Consider the following 21,302-nt stretch of genomic DNA (forward strand, 5'->3'; position numbering starts at 1 on the left):
TAGTAATTAAAGCATTACTAGTCCACCCTATATATTTAAATTATTGTTCTTCCTTATTTAACTTGTCCCTGGGAATAGCCCCCTCCCCCGCGGGTTTTTACGGCGCCATAGGTGCCGTTTGCTAAATAATTGTAGCTACCGAAAAACATATTACGGTAACTACAATAAGTGATTTCTCTGAAGTTATTTTCTAGGTTTGCTTTTAAATCATTAAAAATCTCTTCTTCTACTGCTTTTACCTCTAAGTTCCAAGCCTTTTCTTCCACTTCTAAAGTTAGGTTTATAACTATCACCTCTAAGCATTTGTAGCTTTTCTTTACAACATCTACATCTTTCACTTGAGTAATCCCACGCTAGCTTTTTACCGCAGTCTAAGCAAACTCTTTCATGATCAAGAAGACTATTTAAAAGTAGTTCATTTATTTTATTTGCTGTGTTTTCTTTTTCACTTGCAATATAGCTATTATTTATCATTAGTTTAAAGTTTTTACCGAAGGAGTAGTTTAATTCTAATGATTTATAATAACTTTCAAGTTCATCAAGTTCTTTCTTTGTGTTAACTATTTTATTTAGTTTTGGACTTTTTAGGTTTACTACACCTTTGCTGTACATCATACAGTATTCTTCCCATAATGCTAAAACTTTTTTATTATTTTCTTCAAATGGAATAGTTGCCATCTTTAAAAGATCTGATTTGGAAGCTTTAACATTAAGCGCTTTTAATCTATTTAACAGGAATATTATTGTTGTAACATCCGGCTTTTTAAAATATCCTTTTACTGGCGCCAAACTCCAAGTTTTTAATGCGTCTATAATACTTATATCTAATTCTAAAAGAGAATCTGGAATTTCTATATAGCATTTTTCTATTTTATTTGCCACTGAAGTTAATGATGACTTAATTAAATTGCTATCAGATGTTGTTATAACATAGCCTTCATCGTAAAGGCCTTTACGTCCAGCTCTTCCAGCTATTTGTTTAATTTCCGAAACTTTTAATTTTCTTTGTGAAACACCATCAAACTTTCTTGTTTCTAAGAATACAATACGTTTAATAGGTAGATTTACCCCCATCCCTATTGCATCTGTACAAACTATTACATCTGTTTCTCCATCTAAGAATCTTTCAAACTGCTTCTTTCTTGTTGAATATGGAAGTGAGCCATAGATAATACTAGTTTTTACATTATTATTTAGAAGCTCAGCTGAAACTGCTAATGCTTTCTTTTTACCAAAGACAACTAGTGCATCTCCTTGTTTAATATCTTTCTTAAGATCAAACTTCTTCTCTTCAAATATTAATTCTGTATCCCTTTTATGATCTATAACCTCAAAGGTATTTCCACAATCTTTAATCAACTTAATTATTATGTCTTTAGCCTCATAAGCCATACAAATATGTATCTCTGGTGCGAGTACTCCAATTATAGCTCTTGTCCACGCCCAGCCTCTTTGCCTGTCATCTATCATTTGAGCCTCATCTATAACACATACATCATATGGTATTCCAAGCTGCAGTTTTTCAATAGTTGAAGAAACATGTGAGGCATGGCATTTAATATCCTCTTCTTCACCAGTTAATAATGAACAAGATATATTTTGAGAGTTAAGCTTATCTTGAATTTCTAATGCGAGTAATCTTAAAGGCGCTAAATAAACGCCTGTCTCCGCATCCATAAGTCTTTCTATACTTGCATATGTTTTCCCTGTATTTGTATCACCAACATGAAGATAAAAATGTCTTTTCATCTTTCTTGCTTCTTCATGTTCCTCTATTGGATTATCTGAAATTATTTCTTGTATTTCGTCTTTTACTATACTTTTAATATAGATATTTTCAGATGTCCAAATTAATCCCTTTGTACATATCCATGGAATACACTCTGAGAAATTTTTCATCTCTTCAATAGATGGTGCTTTATCATTATTATTTAAATAGGCTTTGTACAATATATTTTCAACTATTGCGACTCTTCTTATTAATTTTTTAATCTTATCTTCACTGCCGCAAAGTTGACTTCTAAAGCTTTCCACAGTAACAGTTTTATAATATCCAAATATCATTTCTCTAGCATTTTGCATAAATAAACTCATATGATCATCTGTATTATAAATGTTCATATTAATAAGTAAATCTAACTTATCATCAATAGAGTTAATAATTTTAACCTTAAGCCTATTAATCCCTTTAGCTGATTTTGCTGCTACTTTACAATTAGATGTCATTATATCTATTAATTTTTCTTCATTATAACTCTTATCGCACTCTATTATTTCTGCCAAATATTCGTTAGTAATACCTAGTAGGGTGCACCCTTCATTATAAGTATCTAATAAAAGCTCATTATTTAAAGATCCTACCTTTGCTGCAACAAGGTTTCCCCATCTGGCCTTATATGCATTACCTATTTCAGCTTTTATTTGTTCTTCATATTTTACCCTTTTATCTTCATCTAACTCTTTTAAATCTATATCACAATATACTTTTCCATCTCTAGATCTCTTGTACCATCTAACTCTGCTAAACAGATATTCTGATGTATATCTCTCCTTAAATTCTTTATAAAGTTCACCTTTTCTAAGTTGCATAGATTTTTCTACTTTTTCAAATAAAATAGTAGCAATATCCTTAGGAATATACTTATATGTAATATCTGATTCCTCTGTTATCTTCATTGGTATGTACTTAGATCTATCTTTTAAAGCATCTGAAAGTTCACTTTCCTTAAACTCTTTTATATAGGTCCCTTCCCATGATAACTCATATAAAAAGTCCTTAACATAGATATAATCATCAATGTTAAAAGATCCATCACTTATTAAATTAACCCTAGAATTTTCATCTTCTTCATCAAAATTAGAATCAACAATCCTAACCTTATTAGTTGTATTTATATAGTTAACTATTTCCTTAATCATTTCAATAATAAATTCACTATCTATATATTTATTAATCTCATTTCTAACTTCTTTTCTTAAGGTACATTTAGTTGAACTCATCTTATCACTTCCTTCATAATATAAATTATTATTAGCTATAAGCTTTATCTTTTGATTTCCCTTTTGCTACATTTAACTATACTACAAATAAGCTGATAACTCAAAATACTTGTCTTTGATATTTCTATTGCTTTGTGTAGTTTTTCTTGAAATAATTCTTTAAGTGGCAGCAGAGTTAAATATTGACCAACATGTATTCCACTCTTATCCACTTCAAGCAGCTCTATTAATACAAGTCGTGTTAATTTTCTATGATAAAATAATAAATCAATATAGTAATCCTTATTTCCAACAGTTACTCTTAATTATTTCTATGTACTACTTAACATTTATTAAGTGGCAAAAAGGACCCAGAAGTTCATCCACTTCTAGGTCCTTAAATTCCTATTAATACTAAAGTACTACATCTGTAGTTTCCTTAGTTACTATTTGAGCTTCTGCTTTAGTCTTAAGTTTACCACCTTTAGATAAGAAGATATCTTTAGTGATAATACTATCCATAGCCGTAGCAATGTCCTCATCTTTAACTTCAGATTTTATGTCTTTAATTGCAAAAGTAAATTTACCCTCAGCTGCGTCATTAAACTTCATATTTAATACTCTTTCAACCATTCATTTCACCTCCTTTCTTTTGACATTAACAGGTTTAACCTAAGAAGCCATTTACTATCTAGATAGTAAAGATACTGTTTCTTTGGTTACTTGAGATATTGGGTAACTAATGAAGCCACCAATTATATCTCCAAGATCCATTAATGTTTCCTCTGGAGCTAATAAATTTAAATCATTAGCTCTTTGGTTTTTGAATATTTCATTACCTTTTGTATCAACACCAACTTTGTATTTAACAACAACTGCTGTATCAACTAATACTGAATTAACTGCCATATGTTTCACCTCCCCTCACTTAAATATATGCAGCCGTTAAGGTTTTTGAAAAAATAGTTGAATTAATTACAGTTATTTTTCTACTAGAATATTTATGTTTAAATATTCATTAATAAAGCTAACTTATAGGATTTTAGACACAAAAATAGGGTTGACTAGTAATTAAAATATTACTAGTCAACCCTATATATTAAAATTATTGTGCTTACTTATTTAACTTGTACCTGGAAAATTTAAAAATCCCCGTAGTGCGTGTCCCCGACTTAGTTTGCTAAGAGTGAAGGGGGTTGCTATCCATTTTTTCACAAGTACCTGACCCCTTTGTGAGGGAAGAATGACCGAACTTGTTACCTAGAAAATTTTAAACCCCTAAGGGCTGGCCTTGCCTTAGTTGCTAAGGATTAAAGGGTTTATTATGCATTCTCAGTTATTCTTTTGCATTTTTTGTATATTTTTCTTGATTTTAGTTGTAATAAATTGTATTATATAATCAAATAACAAACATCTGTTTGCGTTTTATGAAAATATAATAAGCTTTCTTATTTTCTACTAGTTTTATAAACAATATTTACAAGCAATATTCTTTATAAATATTAGTAAGGACTGTTATATCTAATCTATTTTTTCAAATACCTAATAATTAATTTAAAACTGGAGGTGGGATCTTTATATGAAAGTTAAATTTAATAAGAACTATACAGATATTAAGCAACCTGGAGATAAGGATGATGTTTTTGTATTATTAACCCTTTCAAAAAATGGGGATAAGGCTGCAAAAGAATTATTAATAAAAAAATATTATGCTTTAATAGTTTTCCAAACTAAAGGTATTTACTTAAATGGATATACCTTTGATGATCTTGTTCAAACTGGTATAGAATCAGTACTTAAGTCAATAAACAACTTTGATATAAGTAAAGGAATTGAAGCTTTTAATTCTTATGTGTTTTTTTCTATAAAAAACAACTTCAACTATTTATGCAGAAAAGAAATTAAATACAATGAAGTTTTTAGCTTAAACACCATAGTTAAGGATGATATGGAATCTATAGATTTTATCCCAGATACTAAAATATTAGAAGAAGTTATTATTAAAACAATAACTTCAAAAGAGTTACTATCTTCACTGAAACTCTTAGATAAAGAAGAACTTGAACTTATAAGGTTTCTATATTTAGATGAGGATGGTGAAAAAGAATATCTTTCCAACTATGCTAAGGTAAAAGGTAAAGACTATTATTATTGTACAAGCCTTAAAAAAAGAGCTCTTAGTAAGTTGCGCCAAAGGTACGCCTAGGAAAAGGACCTAGAAGTTTATCACTTCTAGGTCTTACGTTCCTCTTAATACTAAAGTGCTATATCTGTAGTTTCCTTAGTTACTATTTGAGCTCCTGCTTTAGTTTTAAGTTTACCACCTTTAGATAAGAATATATCTTTAGTGATAATACTATCCATAGCTGTAGCAATTTCATCATCTTTAACTTCTGGTTTTATATCTTTAATTGCAAAAGTAAATTTACCCTCAGCTGCGTCATTAAACTTCATATTTAATACTCTTTCAACCATTCATTTCACCTCCTTTCTTTTCACATTAACAGGTTTAACCTAAGAAGCCATTTACTACCTAGATAGTAAATTTACTGTTTCTTTAGTTACTTGAGATATTGGATAACTAATGAATCCTCCAATTATGTCTCCAAGATCAATTAATGTTTCTTCTGTAGCTAATAAATTTAAATCATTAGCTCTTTGCTTTCTACACCAAAGCTGGGCAGCGCCAAAAGAGGATATCTATTTCAATGGTTTTAGTCCCATTAATAGATATCCTCAATCTTTATAATAATGTTTTGTTTATGCCACTTTATATAATTGGAATTTTTTACAACCCCCAGAGGTGTTTGCCCCGACTGAGTTTACGAAGGAAAAAGGGCTTGCTAAACAGTTAACTACTATTTTATAGTATATCACACTCTACAAATGGCTTAAGACCGTTGTTTTTCAACTCTTCTCCAAAAGAACAATTTAGCGAAATAGTGTAAAGTATGAATTATTTTCTAAATTAATATATTTTGAATTTCTTTAATTAGTATGAAACTTAATACAGCTCAAATTCTTTGCGATATAAGGTAATGGTATCTATATATTAAATGTGGTATATTTGTATAAATGGGAAATGTTAAGATGATCTAAACTGATATGGAGGAATTAAAGTGAAGTATAAAAATGAAGTTCATGATATAGAAATTTGGCTTGAATATAAGATGTTAAAACTTATGCAATTTAGATTGTTTATGCTCATAATGTATTCAATAGCTATAATAACAACTATTTTAAATATTATTGAAATGTATAATACAAAGCCTACTAGTCCAATATTAATTAGTCATATAGTGGCTTTTTTAACAATACTACTTGTTATATATATATTCTTCATTTGGTTACCAAAACTTATAAAATCTAGGTTGAGAAAAAAATCTAGTCAGCTGTTCAAAAACAAGAAAATTTTTTCGAGAGAGAAGGAAATTATTATAATAGAAAATGGAGTAAATATTGCTTATGATAATGAGAAAATCAATATTATATTCGAAAAAAATACAAGAGTAATTAAATTTAAAGATTATATATTTATTACAAAGATTATTGCCAAAGATATGCCTATAAAGATTTATCCTATAATAATTCCTATATATGCATTAAAAACTATTAGTGATAATAATAATTTCATAGAGGTCTTGAAATCTAAAATACCACTTTGAAAAAAGTTATATATTAGATTTTATATATAACTTTTTAATTAATTTAGTAAGAATAATTTTTAAAAAATTTATACAAAAAAATCCTAGCAAATATAATTGCTAGGATTTTTTTGTATAAAGAGGTAGCGTCAAGCAAAGATCAAAATCCAGTTCTTATATTTATAATACTTTATAGTCTATCTATTATACTAAACCCTTGATTTACTGCAATTTGATATATAGGTGATATACTACCTCTTAATTTTTCTGAAAACCCAGCTTTCCCTTTATGTTTATAAAATTCTAAGGGGTTTTCAAGCCTCATTATATCTACATACTGCTCAAAATCTTTCTTTCTATTCTTCTCACATATAAACGAAAAGGCTTCATATTGGATATTACAGAAATCCTCTATATAATTTTCATACTTTAAAAGTTTATCACTTTTCCTACTGTTAACATTTTTGAATGTAGGCACCAAATTCCACATTTGATCATGCATTACAAAGCTCCATGGAATAAAATGATCTATACTCAAAGTTCCATGACTTTCATAGTTTTCTTTAATAAACTCTTTTCCTGTATATATTTCTTTTATTTTTCTATCATCAATTATCTCTGTCCATATTTTAGTCGCAGCAGTTAATTTTCTATAAATAGGTGGATCTAGCTTAAACATTATTGCTGGTACATTTGGATTTCTTTTTTGCAAAAAGCAAGTTAATCTATAATATATCCAGGCTTTAATTACCCTATAATTATCCTTCATATAATTAGCCCAGTCATAATTCATTTCTATTTCATCTTCATCACCTTTAATTATTCTATATAAAACCCCTTCTTCTGAATTAGATAATTCAGTTATTCTTCTAACTCTCTCTGTTCCATCTAATCCTTTTATCTCCTCATCAAAAAATGGTGTTAAAAGCTTATATGGTACCTGCTTTGTTAAATCTTTTATTTGTTTATTGAGTATTTTATCATTACTGTTATTTATAAATTCTAATAACTCTGAACTATTAATATTAGCTGATTTATTATATTCACTAGTTATATAATCTATTGATTTAACCAGATTATCAAATTGCCCAAAATAAAGTTTATATTGTATTGTAGGATACCATGCCCCTGTTATCATCCTTGCTATAATTCGTTTAAAAGATATTACGCTATTACCTAAGTTAACCTCTTCAATAATACCTAATAGCCAATACATTTTATAGCTTGCCACAACTCTACTCTCTTCTAATAACCTACCAAATATCCTTGTATCTACACTATTAGAACTAGGTAACTTGTATGATATATCCTCAAAATCACTTAATGAGATACTCTTTTCAATTATTGAAATTTTATCTATTATATTTTTCGGTCCCTTAACCTTATCTATAACATCCTTAACTCCCATTAATCCACCTCTATTAAAATAGTTGTACAAAATCTAAATGAGTTTTAAATATATGTATAACTCTTTATCTTAGTTACAAAATATCCATATATAACTTTAACTCTGTTTATCATTATGTTTATAATTTATTACTTCTAGATCCCTTAAGTTTAACTTAATACTAAAGTACCACATCCGTAGTTTCTTTAGTTACTATTTGAGCTTCTTCCTTAGATTCAAATTTACCACCTTTATATAAAATGGAATTATATGATCATAAATTCAAACTCCTTATCTAACTTTACTGTTTTTTCCAAGTAACAGTTACCTTTGCGAAGAAGGAAGAGATGAGCTTGCTACTCATATTAAACTCTATCCATTTTCTCACAAGTACCTGCCCCTTTGTGAGGGAAGAATGACCGAACTTGTTAACTAGTATCTTCTTTTATTATTTATTTTAACTTAATATCCAATTTAAGTAAAATAACTCATTCACTTATGGTACGGTTCTCCTCATCATCCCAAGTTATATTTTTCTATTTATAACTTATATAACTATATCTATATCCCTTTTTTACACATCTATCTTTTATACTATCAACTCTAATCTTCTTATCGTCTCGAATAACTTGTCATTACCAACAATCTTGATATTGTGCCATTTCATCTCTGCATTCTGCTTCATAGTCTTCTATATAACTAAATTCATAATCACAACCGTCTAGAAAATTGAATATTGCTTGCATATACTTATATACATTTTTTAAATCTATATCTTTATCATTAAATTTGTATTCAAAACTATAAGATGCAGGATACCTAAACATATCACCATTTTTATCAATACTACTAAGTTCTTTTAACTGTTTCTCCACAATATTAATTACACTAACATCTTGTCCTCTTGAATTAGCATAATATTGTATCATTGGTCTTACATTTTTCCATAATTCTTTATACAATAAATGACTTTTTCTTTTACTATAAAAAATATGTTTTGGCACCCTATATTCAATACTTTTATAAAACATTCTTTTTAGTCCCAATTCTATTAAATTTCTATGTAAAAAGAGTAGTGGGTATACTTTTTCTTCATTAGATATATGATCACATTTGCAAAATAAAAATTCTGCTGCTTTACTATATCCAACAACCTGTTTATGGAAACCATCACTTGCTATAGAATCCCACAAATAGCAATTTCCAATACCATGATTAGCAAATTGTAAAAATTCTGAAGTTCTATTTTTATCAAATTCTATAATATTTGAATTATTACCTTTCTCCAAACATTTCTTTATAAGCGAATAACTCTGCAAAAGATTATTTCCCATATGAGGAATATCTAAAAACTGGTCTCGATATTGTGATAAAAAATCGTCATTAAATGGGAACCGAAATAAATCAGAATTTCCATCTATACTTTCTAAACTCCTTAAATAATTTTCTAGCCAATTTAATTCAACATCTTCTAAATAACTTTCTTCACTCTTCTTATATAATTCAAATAATTTATATAAATTATGTTTACAGCTATGGAATATCTCTTGAATTTTATTGTTAGAATTGATAATTCTACATATCAATGCTTTAATTGCTAACTCCATACCCTGTCTAAACATATACACACTTGGTAAAAACCACATATCAGATTTAACATTATTATGACCGCTATCTACAACTTCTTTACAAATTTCATATGCACACTTAAAATAAGAATCAGCTAATTTCGAATAATCTTTTTCATGGTTTTTACACCATTTAATATTTACCAAAAACTCAGTACCTTCTATATCATAAAAACTATGTTTTTCTTTTGGCCATAGATCTTCTGTATCTAATGATTCCATGTTATCCCCCCTTACACACTATTAGTATATATCTATATATTTTACTATTCCAAAGTACACAAGTATTTTAATAAAACTAGTACCATTATTTGTCTACTTAATATATCTAATGATATTATTTCATTAATATTATAATTACACCTTTTTTAATATTAATTTATTATTATCATATTTTATCTCAATTGGAATTGTCAGAATTTCTAATATTTATATGCTTAAAAACTATATTATCAACCATGTCACGTAAACGGTAACTGTCAAGTGAGTTGACGTATTATTATAAAAAAACTTATTGATTGACCTTATTGGGTTTCTTAGGTCGATGGCTATGGTGCTAGTCTCCGACCTGAGGTTGCTATTATATAGTTAAAATTGCTACTAAGGCATGTACCTACTTCATCCCTTACTTCCTTTTCTTATTACATTAAATTCAATATCTTTTTTCCTTTTTCCCGCTGAGTATATATATAGTATATCGGATATAATTCAAACTCCGTCTTTACATCTTTAGTTAATTTTTCATAACACTTTCCAAATTCTTCATAGTCATCTAGTAGTATATAAATAGCAGCCTTGCATTTATCATCTGTTGTATTGTCTTTAATATCTAGAAGTCTCCCTATGGTTTTATAATTTAACCTTCCTGTTAATCTATACTCTATCTGAGCTTTATTAATTTCTAATATTTTGTCATCAGTATCTTCTTTTATAAAATCTAGTATATATTTTGCTAAGTCAATATATGCATCTTTACTACTTATATCCCATGCTTTTATTAACTCTAAAGCTAATAAAGTATAATAATCTCCAATCTCTTCTTGATAAAACTCTTTAGTTCTTTCTAGAGAATTTATTATCGCATCCTTACTAAAATTTTCACATAATAATGAGTCACATTTAATCATAGAATACATACTTATTTTAACCATTTTATTTTTAATATCACATCTAAGTTCAATGTTTAAATCACTAGAATAATAATCATAATATACTTCCTGATCTTCATAAATACATTTTAATAAATGTATTTCTTTATTTAAGAATGGTATTATCTTTAACTCTATATCTATTATCTTCTCTGTTTTTATTGACCCATATTCTACACATTCTAGTCTATCTAAAAAATAATAATCATCATTAGTTAAATCCTTTAATCTTAATTTTTCTGTATCCATATTAAATCTATCGCATACTCTTATTAATTTTTCAATCCCTTCTTTTTCTGACCTTAAAATTTCAAATTTTTCTAACGTTTTTACGGGAAACGTATTTTTATTAATAGTACTTATATTATCAAATACAAATTCTAATGTTCTAAGCCTTTCTATCACTATTCCTTCTGATTGTTTAATGTGAATAGTATCCTTTTTCATTACTATCTTATCACCAAACGAAATATATGCTTCATCTTCATTTTGATGCTGTTCATATGTGTCAAAATATTTTTTACTATTAAAAACCAATTCTTTATGATGTTTTAATACAACTTCATCTATCATTATAACTTCTCTTATAGGTATTAAGCAGTTATATTCATCTCTTATATAAGTATATGTTTTTTTTCCAATTGCAGTTAAAGGATGACCTATCGTTAAAAACTCTATCTCTCCTATACCTAAGTCTTCTAATTCTTCAAACGTCTTTGATACTTTCACTTGCGAAATAGCTTGATTTTGCTTATTAAGTTCAAAGTTTTTACATTCCATATAAAAATTCGTATCGTTGCCTAATATACTGTTTAACTTTACGTTTGTGGTCTTCTGATTCTCTTTAGTGTCATCTAATATGCATTGTATATCTATAGGTAATAATGAATTATAGAAAATTTTATATTCTTCCTCCTTACTACCTCTTACTTCAACAACAAAAAAAATAACTCCCCCATCATTTAAATAATTTCTTAAATCACTTAACTCTATTTTAAATGATTTGAATTTATTACTTAACTTTTTAACTTCAGTTCCTTTTATTTGAACTGGTATCCTACTACTAATATCTTTCTTACTACTCGAGCCTTCCTTCATATATATAGTAATAAACCCATCCCATGATGGACCTTTGTCATTTTTATCAAAACTAGGTGTGATTTTTCGTTGTCCAGTTTTTCGTATCATTTGCTGTAGTTTTTCTAACGAAATTGATTCTATTTCTTCTGTTTTAAAATACGGCAATACTTTTCGCCTCCTAATACCTAAACTTTCTATTTTTATACTCATCTATATAACTCTTTAACACTTACTTATTTTAATAAGTATTGAGTATTCGCTATTATCTGACTATAAAAATAAATATTTTTTATATAAAAACAAATCTAATATTATAACTTTTCTTACTGTTATAATATTAGATTTATAAGTTATTCTGATATTTACATTACTCTAACTAACTCACTTCCAATGCATTTGCTTTAATTTCACGTACCTATACTATAGATGCTTTCATTTTTTTCTTAAATATAAAATAACAACTATGTCTAACATAAATAATTATTCTAATTATTTATGTTTAGGATATCTAACATTTTTTCTAACATCTTTTTCTGATTTTTCTTCCCGGTCCCTTGAATAAGTATCTCATCTGTCGCCCAATCAATCTTATTATCTAATCTATTTAAAAGTTTTATATATTTATTATAATTTGCTTCCTCAACTTGTTTATAAACATATGGGAATAGCATCATTACAGCACCAAACCCGTTTGTTTTTAATAATTGACTCTTTGCTACTTTTAATACATAATTAGAATAATCTCTACTTTGATTATTATTATTAATATCTTTATTAAGAGTTTTTAGTAAATAAGCTTTATATTCTTCAAATTCGTCCATATTATTCATTTCTTTATTCTCGATTACTGGCCACTGTGTTTTAAATATTCTTTGAAAACACTTCAGATATATAAATAAATGATCATATATTTCTTGAGAATTTGAGTAACTTAAGTTTGCTGATTTTAATGCTTCACCAAGATATTGTATGAAAAATGCTTGAGATATTGCACCGCTACCAATTCCAAGCATTTTTATATGATTAAATAGAGGTGAATCTGGATCATTATTTAATTTTTTACATAATAAGTGTAAAGTTTTTATCTTATTTGAATTCTCATCTTTATCATTAATCAAATCAAAAAGGTCGTATATACCTGATCTATTAACTGGCGTTTGATTTCCATTTATATCAGTAAAAACTTTTGCACAAGTATGATTTGTAGCATTAAATAATAAAACTGCCGGAATTTCAAAATTCTCTTGGTCTATCTTATCTGAAATAAATAGACCTGCTAATCTATGTTGCCCATCTACGATTTGAAACATAATATCATCCGGTAGATCCACTTCACCGAAATCTTTTTCTTCCATTCTTGAATATATTTTTTCAAAGCTTTCATATTTAGAGATGTCCGCAGTCAGTACAACTGATGCTGGAAAGAAACTTTCATCTTGTTCTTCTAGGTATTTTTTGATTTTATTTATTCTAGCGATTTGAATTCTTCTTTGCACACCTTCATCATCCGCATTTATTTCAATACCTTTCTTTCTTAGTTTTTCGATATACTCTTCATATTTCTCTATATCATCAGCAGCATCACTGTATGGCTCTCTAAAGTGAAAATTAATTTTGTTTTTTAGTTCTGACGCTTTAAATTTAGTAATATAGAACACTTCATTTTTTTGCGTTAATTTAATATAAAAAATTTTCATAATAACCTCCTATACTGATGGATTTTCAAGGGAACTATATGTAATGTTTAAGTTTCCATTTTTATTTAATTCATCATTTTTCTCAACCCAATTAGTAAGATCTTTTATTTCAATAGTTTTATTTAAGTTAAACTTGAATAAAAATTCAGATATTAGGAAAAATATACATGAAGCACTTACAGAATAACATATATTATCAACGGCATTATTTGAAGATACAAAAGAAATAGTTATACCTATAAAAATTATTAAAATTAATAGTAGTATCCTAAAAAATTCTTTTTTAAGAAATTTTGAATAGGAAAAGACGTTTGATTTTATCATTACTTTATTTGAAATAATATCATCGCCTACATATATGAATAAGAGTGCTTTGTTATCTATTAATGTTACTTTAAAATTTGATAGTTTATTTGTTATGTCATCATATACATTATTTAAAGCTTCGTTAATATCCTGTAGAGAAGATAATACTATTATTTCATATGTTACCTGATCTATAGCATCATGTTCATCTATTTCTACCATGAAGTACCTTGAGTTAGATATTTTACTATATGCTATAACTGCTCTTTCAGAATACATTGTTCTTATTTGCTCTTTTTCTATTTCTGTCCACTTTCTTTTAACAAAGTCATTATATGTTTCGCTATAGCTTGATTTTTCTTTATAGCAATTTATAATGCTTTTTTTTATATTATTAGAACTTTTTTTTACTTTAATAAATGTTGAAAATTTAAATACATTCATTTCAAATATACCTCCTATAAATTTACATTAAAACGATTTATCATTTACTGATAAATTATACCATAATATATCAATTTTTAACATTATCCAACATGTATAACTTATTAAACTCATACTCGTATAATAATTAGCTTATTGTACTGAACTAAATTCATTTAACCCCTTTAACACTATCCCAGCTTTAAACCTACCACGTTCCCCTAACTTTTCTTCCCTCTTTCCAACCAACTCTTCTTCCGTATATCTAAGATTACATGCAATCCCAAACAAAACTTCCATAACATCAGCCAATTCTTCCAGATTCTTATCTTCCAAGTATTCATTTACTTCTTCCACCAACTTATCTTCTATTAACCTTGTCATTTTTTCTTTTGGTGCTATTTCTACTTCGCAGGTTTTCCCATCTGCTTCTATTATTGCTGGTATTTTATCTCTTACTAATTTGTTGTACACTTTCATTTATATAGCTCGTTAATTGCTTTTATTTTTCTTTTCAAATCTTGTCTTATAATAAACCATTGTTCTTAATTCCACTGTATCTTTAAATTGCTTTTTAAACTCCATATCATCTAAATACTCTTTTATATCTTCTTCCACTGCTATTACGGTTCCCTCTTTCTTCTTAAAGAAGTCCTCATGTGTTTGTATTAAAAACTTCACCGGATTTTTTTTGCTAGTTTTAAGTATTCGTTCTTTCCCCAGTTTTTAAAGTCTTTAGTTCCAGCCTATATACTCCATTTGACTCTTTTTCGTAGAATTCTTTGAAATTATTATTAATCAGCTATATTCCTAAAAGCATTAATTTCATTATATCTTTCTTCATCCCATATTTCTTTTAATTCTAGTATCGTCACTTTATCTTCATCTTTTTTTCTTATTTTCTCTAAAGATTCCTGTTCTAGAACAAATCCATTACTACTTATTTTCACATTTTTAATATTTGTATCTTCTTCACCATTCCAGTCTATTAGAAATTCTACATTTAAATTTATCACTCCCCATCTACTTTGGTATATAACATACCCCACTCCAAAAGAAACCTTTTTAATATCCTCCGACTTAAATATTTTGAATTTGACACAAATATACTCATCCCATAAGTTTATTTCATACTCTTCTATATACTCTGGAATTTTCTCATTAATCATGCCTGATAATGCCACTGCAAAAGCATTCTTTGCTTTAGGGTTTTGCTTTATTACTTTAGATAATAAATTACGTATAGATTTTAAATTTTTATCTATTGTATAATTTATTATTTTTTCTTGAAGTTCTTTAGCATATTCTACATCCGTAAAATCAAAGTCATTATATTCTGTAATATTATAACCAGCTAATTTTATTCTTTCTAAAATAGAATCATTTTTTTCTCTACACGCTGCTTGTAAACAAAGCCTCATTTCTCTTGAGTAATATTTCACACCTTCTCTATAATTTGCAAGCTCTTCTATTACAATTTTCCCATCTTTATTATCTATTAATTCGGTTTCATCATGTATTAAATTTTCTTCATTATTATTATTTAAAAATGCAAATGGATAAAATCCAATAATCCTATTTTCCATTACTGGCACTTGACTTGCACAACTGTTTTTAACTAAATTTTTAGATACATAGTCATTTATTACATTAAATGTTAAGATTCCATCTTGGTCATATAAACTTTTTTCTTTTATTGCTTTTAATATCATATCTGTTAGTATACCATGTTTTAAATCTAAATCTTCTGATGCCACTTGATGTTGCTGGCAAGCATATAATATAACTACCCCTTCCGAACTATCAATATAGTCACGTTCATTAAAATCACTTGATCTTGTAAGTACTTTGCCACCAGAATGACAAGCATCAATAATATAACTCTGTATTTTTGGTTTTAATGTTGATACTTCTGAAAAAACATCAGATATTTTATATTTTGTATCATTAAACTTAAGCAATGAATCTTCCCCATCTTTACCACCATGACCTGCAAAGAAAAACAAAATAGAATCTTTCCCTGCTTTAAAATTAACTCCTATGTCTTTTATAGCTTGTAGGTATTTACCAACAAGCTCTGTTTCTTTATTTTGTTTATTACTAATTATTAGTTTTATATTTTCTTCTTTAAATTTACAGCTATTAATGAGACTTTCTTTCATCGCCAATACATCACTACTACAGTAATTTAATTCAATATCATTTTCATAATAATCTATTCCTATTAAAATAGCATATCTAACCTCATCCATAATATTTCCTCCTATAAACTTTATTTTTGCTATAAGTTTCACACTTTTTATTATCCTATCATTAACATAATCATTGATATAATTTCTCCAGTTGCCTAATTACTATGTTCTATATAATTACCTATAAGCGATTCCCACCTATAAATAGAATTAGTAGCATAATCCTTAAATTTCATTATTGCCACCTCAAAACTTCATAACTCCTTATAATCAAAAAGGCATCCTAACGATAACCTTATTACATTCATTGTCTATTATTTCAGGGTTAGTGTTAAATATACTAGTCAATTGTCTAATATATTTAAGCTTCAATCTATATAACTTCACATTGTTAGATGAAGTATATTCAACTTCATCTAATAATTCTAAACTATTAAAATGATCAATGGTATTCTTATATACCTCTTCCGTGTCTCCATCCAATTCATAATAGCTATTGACCCAAAATTGGAACTCCTGTGCGCCTTTTCCTAACTGCCAAGCATATTCTAAATTATATTTTCTCTTTTTCCACATATATTTCAAAAATAAGCATTCATTAATGTTAAATTCTCCATCATTAATAAATTCCATTATAATATTAGTATTTTGTAATAAATTATTTCCCTCTATTTCCACTAAAACTTCTTTCTTTATTAAACTTCCCTCTATATCCCTAACTGATTTTTCTATTATTTCAGAACACTTAACTATATCCATTATCCTTTTTGTTGTATTTTCTGTAATCTTTGATAAAACCTCTATAACCTGTTCTTTATCATATATACTATATGCTCTATTATTTGAAGTAAATATTCCTTTTAGTAAATTACTGTAATCAGAATTTTTATCTATAATAATTGGTGTTATAGATTTTTCTAATGCATATGCCATTCCCATTTCTATTTGACTTGGTATGCTTTCATAAAACTTCTCAGATATCATAGCTATAATTAAATCAGATTCTGATATTTCTTTTAATATCCTTTTGTAAAAATCTTCTCCTGCCTCTATAGAGTTAGTTTCATTTTTAGATGAATAGAAAACCTCTCCCCCTAAATACTTTACCGCATTTACAAACTCGTCTATCTTACTTTTATCCTTTGATGAATGACTTATAAATACTCTCATAAAAACCTCCAACATTTCTTATATTTTCTCTTTAAAATACTATACATTCTCTTATTACCACTAATATATCTAATATCCATATAAACTCTTTCCCTTTACCATTTTCACATGATCTCTTCTCATTTTTTATCAGTTATATTTGCATTAGGCAGTATTTCATAAAAGTAACTAATATCTTCTGAACCTAACATTTTATCATCATTAAATTTTGATATAAATTTCTTTAACTCTTTAATATATAGTACCGGAGTAGTTACTGTAAGCTTTTTAAGTGTACACCTATGTCCAAATACAATTACTGAATGTAGTGGATCTTTATACTTTTTATCTACAATCTTTTCAATTGCTTTAACATGTCCATAGTTCTGTCTTATTGGATTAAAGAATTTGCTTTTTTTCTTATAGATTGCTTGAGTCCAATATTTAGCTTTTTCATCACCAAATATCCAACCATCATAATTTTTAGTTTCTATAACAAATACTCTTTTTCTCCCAATTAACACATGATCTATCTGTGCAGTTCCAGTATCTGTCTCTAGCGTAATATCATGTAAAACTTTATACCCATGTATCTTTGCTAATACTCTATTAACTTGCCTTTCGCCTATATTCCCCTTTATTTTAGGCTCAAATGCCTTTAATAGTGTAATTATAATAAATAGTATTATTATTATTTCCACAATCTCATCCCCGCTATAATTATCAAATCACTATAAACCATATATTTATCAAGTTTTATTTAACTCCCTTTAGTACTACCCCATCTTTAAACCCACCACGTTCTCCTAACTTGTCCTCCCTCTTTTTAACCAATTCCTCTTCCGTATATCCAAGATTACACGCAAGCCCAAACAAAACTTCCATTACATCAGCCAATTCTTCTAAATTCTTATCTTCCAAGTATTCATTTACTTCTTCCATCAACTTATCTTCTAGCAACCTTGTCATTTCTTCTTTCGTTGCTATTTCTACTTCGCATGTTTTCCCATCTGCTTCTATTATTGCTGGTATTTTATCTCTTACTAATTTGTTGTACACTTTCATCATATATCTCTCCTTAATTGCTTTTATTTTTATTTTCAAATCTTGTTTTATAATAAACCATTGTTCTTAATTCCACTGTATCTTTAAAGTGCTTTTCAAACTCCACATCATCTAAATAACATTTTAAATCTTCTTCCAGTGCTATTACTGCTCCATTTTTCTTCTTAAAGAAGTCTCCATGTGTTTGTATTAAAAACTTCACCGGGTTTTCTTTTGCTAGTTTTAGGTATTCTTTCTTTCCCCAGTTTTTAAACTCCTTCGTTCCTTTATGTTGTAGCATATCTACTCCATTAGATCCTTTTTCATAAAACTCTTTAAATGCCCTATAAATATCTTCTTCATCAACTTCCATTTTCAAGTTTCCATTGTTATAGAATGCTAGTAACACTGGCATTTTGTATGTTTTGCTCATACTTGTTGTTTCTATCATGTTTATAAATTCTCTGCCTCTTGTGTTGTATAGTTCTTTTTCTTCTTTATTTAACTCTTCATTTTCATATAAGAATTCCATATAGTTTGTTAATGGATTTAATTTGCTGTTTGATTTTATGTTTTCGTATATTTCATTATCTATATTTGTGAAGAATTCTACTCTTGAAGGTCTATGTCCTAGCTCTTCTTTTATAACTTTATATTCTTCTAGTATTTTATCTTTTATTTTCATTTCTTTTTCTGCTTGAGCTTTAAATATATCTACTATTCTAAAGTCAAAATCTATAACACATTCTTCTGGATAATCATAATCTCCCTGTTTATTGTTTTTAGATTCTGCTTTGTTATAGTCTTTTCCACTTAATAAAAATGGTATTAAGTTTGCTTTTTTATAATTTCCTATAAAATCTAATACATTTAAGTAAGCCTTATCTTTATATTTTCTAAGGCCTCTTCCTAGCTGCTGCAAAAATACTGTTGGTGATTGTGTAGGTCTTAAAAACATAACCATATCTATGCTTGGTATATCTACACCTTCATTAAACATATCTACAGAGAAAACTACTTTTATTTCCCCTGAGGATAATTTTGCTAATGCAACTTTTCTTTCTTCTGAATATTCACCAGTTTCTCCACTATATACTGCTACTGATTCTATTCCTTTTTCACTAAAGTATTTAGCCATATATTCTGCATGTTTTCTTGATGAGCAAAATCCCATAGCTGTTTTTGAGTTATATTTCAAATAATTATTTAAAATTAGATTTCCTCTTTTACTTAACATTAAGGCTTCTTCTAATTCTTTATCATTGTATTTCCCATTTTTAAATTCTATATCTTCATAGCTAACTGTTTCATCATAAATTCCATAATATCTAAAAGGCACAAGCCACCCTTTGTTTATTGCATCTTTAAGTCTTACTTCATAAACATTATTATAATCACATAAAGAGAATACATCTTTAGAATCTAATCTTTCAGGTGTAGCTGTTAACCCAAGTAAAAACTTTGGCTTGAAATATTCCATTATGTTTTTATAGTTACCTGAAACTGCATGATGAAATTCATCAACTACTATGTAGTCAAAATAATTTCTTGGGAAATACTTACAATTTAAATATTCTTTTTTCCCCAATGTTTGAACTAATGCAAAGATACATTTATTATCTGTATCTTTATTATTTCCATAGAAGTATCCTATATCATCAGAGTTTCTAACATTTTTAAAGGATATTGCTGCTTGTTTTATTATTTCTTCTCTATGAGCAATAAACAAAACTCTTTCATATTTAATAGAATCAAAAGCTGCTAAATAAGTTTTCCCTATACCTGTTGCTGCAACTACAAGTCCTTTATCATAACCTTCTTCTCTGCATTGTTTAAGTGCATATAAGGCTTCTATTTGAGCACCTCTTGGTTCAAATAAATTGTATACATTACTTTCTTCAATTTCTTCTACATCACTTTTTTCAAAATCTTTATATACATTAGGTTTAGTCCAAGATTTTGAATAATCCTTTAAAACTTCATCAGTAATTTCTAAGGAATGATTATTAAACAAATCTTCAAAGTTATTATAAAATACATTAAAATCATTATTATGCTGAGATTTAGTAAACCTATAATTCCATTCTATTGAAGATGTTAAAGCTCCCCTTGATATGTTTGAAGATCCTATATAAATTTCACTATCAACATCATCATGAAACATATAAGACTTTGGATGAAAAGATTTATTTGGAGTATTATAAAACCTAAGATCAACCCTATCCTTTAGTTTATCTTTTAATAAATACAAAGCCTGAGGCTGAGTAATATTTAGATAGTTCCCAGTTAAAATTCTTATACTAGCTCCCCTATTTAAAGCATCTTCCAAATCATTTAAAATCATCTTAACTCCAGATTCCATTAAAAATGATACTATAATATCTATTCTTTTAGCTTTCTTAAAGCTTTCCTTTAATCTATAATATAAAAAATCATCGCCACCAGTTATAGCGTTAGATGAATAAATACTATCTAATGCAATTTCCTTTTCAACTATATTATCTTCTTTAATACATATATCCTCTAATAACTCTGTCCCTTTTATTGAATATACACTTTCATTTTTAAACCCAATATCCATAATTAGCTCCAATCGTTTCCACAAGAATTCATTTTTCTTTATTT

At 27.5% G+C, this 21,302-nt stretch carries 18 protein-coding genes and 1 pseudogene; 2 read left to right on the plus strand and 17 right to left on the minus strand.

Features of this window, described 5'->3' with window-relative positions:
- Positions 1 to 210: 210 nt before the first annotated feature.
- The 4 genes and pseudogenes from J1C67_RS16485 to J1C67_RS16500 all read right to left on the minus strand — a co-directional run bounded on the left by J1C67_RS16485 (position 211) and on the right by J1C67_RS16500 (position 3,888).
- Positions 211 to 3,000, minus strand: a complete 2,790-nt coding sequence (locus J1C67_RS16485) for a helicase-related protein (RefSeq protein ID WP_167865266.1) — start codon at positions 2,998 to 3,000, stop codon at positions 211 to 213.
- 44 nt (positions 3,001 to 3,044) lie between these two features.
- A pseudogene (locus tag J1C67_RS16490) lies at positions 3,045 to 3,290 on the minus strand (hypothetical protein); the annotation flags it as partial.
- Positions 3,291 to 3,393: 103 nt separating this feature from the next.
- Complete coding sequence (locus tag J1C67_RS16495; RefSeq protein ID WP_167865263.1) at positions 3,394 to 3,612, minus strand: DUF2922 domain-containing protein; 219 nt, start codon at positions 3,610 to 3,612, stop codon at positions 3,394 to 3,396.
- 54 nt (positions 3,613 to 3,666) lie between these two features.
- The gene (locus J1C67_RS16500) at positions 3,667 to 3,888 is read right to left on the minus strand and encodes a DUF1659 domain-containing protein (protein ID WP_167865267.1); all 222 of its coding nucleotides are present in this window, start codon (positions 3,886 to 3,888) and stop codon (positions 3,667 to 3,669) included.
- Between the two features lie 670 nt (positions 3,889 to 4,558).
- On the opposite strand from J1C67_RS16500, the gene J1C67_RS16505 reads away from it, so the two are divergent.
- Positions 4,559 to 5,185, plus strand: coding sequence for a sigma factor (locus J1C67_RS16505; RefSeq protein ID WP_167865268.1), 627 nt, complete (start codon positions 4,559 to 4,561; stop codon positions 5,183 to 5,185).
- A 50-nt stretch (positions 5,186 to 5,235) separates the two neighbouring features.
- Here J1C67_RS16505 and J1C67_RS16510 read toward each other — a convergent pair whose 3' ends face one another.
- On the minus strand, positions 5,236 to 5,454 hold the full coding sequence (locus J1C67_RS16510; protein WP_243176629.1) for a DUF2922 domain-containing protein: 219 nt from the start codon (positions 5,452 to 5,454) through the stop codon (positions 5,236 to 5,238).
- A 644-nt stretch (positions 5,455 to 6,098) separates the two neighbouring features.
- Here J1C67_RS16510 and J1C67_RS16515 point away from each other — a divergent pair.
- Positions 6,099 to 6,644: a hypothetical protein gene (locus tag J1C67_RS16515; RefSeq protein WP_167865269.1), complete on the plus strand. Its 546-nt coding sequence runs from the start codon at positions 6,099 to 6,101 to the stop codon at positions 6,642 to 6,644.
- Positions 6,645 to 6,813: 169 nt separating this feature from the next.
- On the opposite strand, the gene J1C67_RS16520 is transcribed toward J1C67_RS16515, so the two are convergent.
- From J1C67_RS16520 to J1C67_RS16575, 12 genes are all read right to left on the minus strand, one after another.
- Entirely contained in the window at positions 6,814 to 8,031 is a 1,218-nt protein-coding gene (locus J1C67_RS16520; RefSeq protein WP_167865270.1) for an HNH endonuclease domain-containing protein, read from the minus strand.
- A 614-nt stretch (positions 8,032 to 8,645) separates the two neighbouring features.
- Positions 8,646 to 9,860: a hypothetical protein gene (locus tag J1C67_RS16525; RefSeq protein WP_167865271.1), complete on the minus strand. Its 1,215-nt coding sequence runs from the start codon at positions 9,858 to 9,860 to the stop codon at positions 8,646 to 8,648.
- 419 nt (positions 9,861 to 10,279) lie between these two features.
- Positions 10,280 to 12,031 (minus strand): hypothetical protein, encoded by a 1,752-nt coding sequence (locus tag J1C67_RS16530; RefSeq protein WP_207253528.1) that lies wholly within the window; start codon positions 12,029 to 12,031, stop codon positions 10,280 to 10,282.
- A gap of 320 nt (positions 12,032 to 12,351) precedes the next feature.
- On the minus strand, positions 12,352 to 13,563 hold the full coding sequence (locus J1C67_RS16535) for a DGQHR domain-containing protein (RefSeq protein WP_167865273.1): 1,212 nt from the start codon (positions 13,561 to 13,563) through the stop codon (positions 12,352 to 12,354).
- Between the two features lie 9 nt (positions 13,564 to 13,572).
- Entirely contained in the window at positions 13,573 to 14,313 is a 741-nt protein-coding gene (locus J1C67_RS16540) for a hypothetical protein (protein WP_167865274.1), read from the minus strand.
- A gap of 132 nt (positions 14,314 to 14,445) precedes the next feature.
- Positions 14,446 to 14,772, minus strand: coding sequence for a nucleoside triphosphate pyrophosphohydrolase (locus J1C67_RS16545; protein WP_167865275.1), 327 nt, complete (start codon positions 14,770 to 14,772; stop codon positions 14,446 to 14,448).
- 12 nt (positions 14,773 to 14,784) lie between these two features.
- Positions 14,785 to 14,973 carry a hypothetical protein gene (locus J1C67_RS16550; protein WP_167865276.1) on the minus strand — a complete coding sequence of 63 codons (189 nt, stop codon included), beginning with the start codon at positions 14,971 to 14,973 and terminating at the stop codon, positions 14,785 to 14,787.
- Positions 14,974 to 15,086: 113 nt separating this feature from the next.
- Positions 15,087 to 16,544, minus strand: a complete 1,458-nt coding sequence (locus J1C67_RS16555; protein WP_167865277.1) for a caspase family protein — start codon at positions 16,542 to 16,544, stop codon at positions 15,087 to 15,089.
- A gap of 210 nt (positions 16,545 to 16,754) precedes the next feature.
- Complete coding sequence (locus tag J1C67_RS16560; RefSeq protein WP_167865278.1) at positions 16,755 to 17,654, minus strand: toll/interleukin-1 receptor domain-containing protein; 900 nt, start codon at positions 17,652 to 17,654, stop codon at positions 16,755 to 16,757.
- Positions 17,655 to 17,773: 119 nt separating this feature from the next.
- Entirely contained in the window at positions 17,774 to 18,334 is a 561-nt protein-coding gene (locus tag J1C67_RS16565) for a nuclease-related domain-containing protein (RefSeq protein ID WP_167865279.1), read from the minus strand.
- Between the two features lie 55 nt (positions 18,335 to 18,389).
- Positions 18,390 to 18,698 carry a nucleoside triphosphate pyrophosphohydrolase gene (locus J1C67_RS16570; protein WP_167865332.1) on the minus strand — a complete coding sequence of 103 codons (309 nt, stop codon included), beginning with the start codon at positions 18,696 to 18,698 and terminating at the stop codon, positions 18,390 to 18,392.
- 13 nt (positions 18,699 to 18,711) lie between these two features.
- Positions 18,712 to 21,258 (minus strand): DEAD/DEAH box helicase family protein, encoded by a 2,547-nt coding sequence (locus tag J1C67_RS16575; RefSeq protein ID WP_167865280.1) that lies wholly within the window; start codon positions 21,256 to 21,258, stop codon positions 18,712 to 18,714.
- Between the last annotated feature and the right edge of the window lie 44 nt (positions 21,259 to 21,302).

Source organism: Clostridium gasigenes (assembly GCF_017348895.1).
Taxonomy (GTDB): Bacteria; Bacillota; Clostridia; order Clostridiales; family Clostridiaceae; genus Clostridium; species Clostridium gasigenes.

Bases quoted from the DNA above. Each gene is read 5' to 3' on its own strand.
- J1C67_RS16525 (WP_167865271.1), bottom strand. From the start codon at position 9,860: ATGGAATCATTAGATACAGAAGATCTATGGCCAAAAGAAAAACATAGT.
- J1C67_RS16535 (WP_167865273.1), bottom strand. From the start codon at position 13,563: ATGAAAATTTTTTATATTAAATTAACGCAAAAAAATGAAGTGTTCTAT.
- J1C67_RS16500 (WP_167865267.1), bottom strand. From the start codon at position 3,888: ATGGCAGTTAATTCAGTATTAGTTGATACAGCAGTTGTTGTTAAATAC.
- J1C67_RS16560 (WP_167865278.1), bottom strand. From the start codon at position 17,654: ATGAGAGTATTTATAAGTCATTCATCAAAGGATAAAAGTAAGATAGAC.
- J1C67_RS16520 (WP_167865270.1), bottom strand. From the start codon at position 8,031: ATGGGAGTTAAGGATGTTATAGATAAGGTTAAGGGACCGAAAAATATA.
- J1C67_RS16505 (WP_167865268.1), top strand. From the start codon at position 4,559: ATGAAAGTTAAATTTAATAAGAACTATACAGATATTAAGCAACCTGGA.
- J1C67_RS16540 (WP_167865274.1), bottom strand. From the start codon at position 14,313: ATGAATGTATTTAAATTTTCAACATTTATTAAAGTAAAAAAAAGTTCT.
- J1C67_RS16495 (WP_167865263.1), bottom strand. From the start codon at position 3,612: ATGGTTGAAAGAGTATTAAATATGAAGTTTAATGACGCAGCTGAGGGT.
- J1C67_RS16510 (WP_243176629.1), bottom strand. From the start codon at position 5,454: ATGGTTGAAAGAGTATTAAATATGAAGTTTAATGACGCAGCTGAGGGT.
- J1C67_RS16555 (WP_167865277.1), bottom strand. From the start codon at position 16,544: ATGGATGAGGTTAGATATGCTATTTTAATAGGAATAGATTATTATGAA.
- J1C67_RS16485 (WP_167865266.1), bottom strand. From the start codon at position 3,000: ATGAGTTCAACTAAATGTACCTTAAGAAAAGAAGTTAGAAATGAGATT.
- J1C67_RS16570 (WP_167865332.1), bottom strand. From the start codon at position 18,698: ATGAAAGTGTACAACAAATTAGTAAGAGATAAAATACCAGCAATAATA.
- J1C67_RS16545 (WP_167865275.1), bottom strand. From the start codon at position 14,772: ATGAAAGTGTACAACAAATTAGTAAGAGATAAAATACCAGCAATAATA.
- J1C67_RS16575 (WP_167865280.1), bottom strand. From the start codon at position 21,258: ATGGATATTGGGTTTAAAAATGAAAGTGTATATTCAATAAAAGGGACA.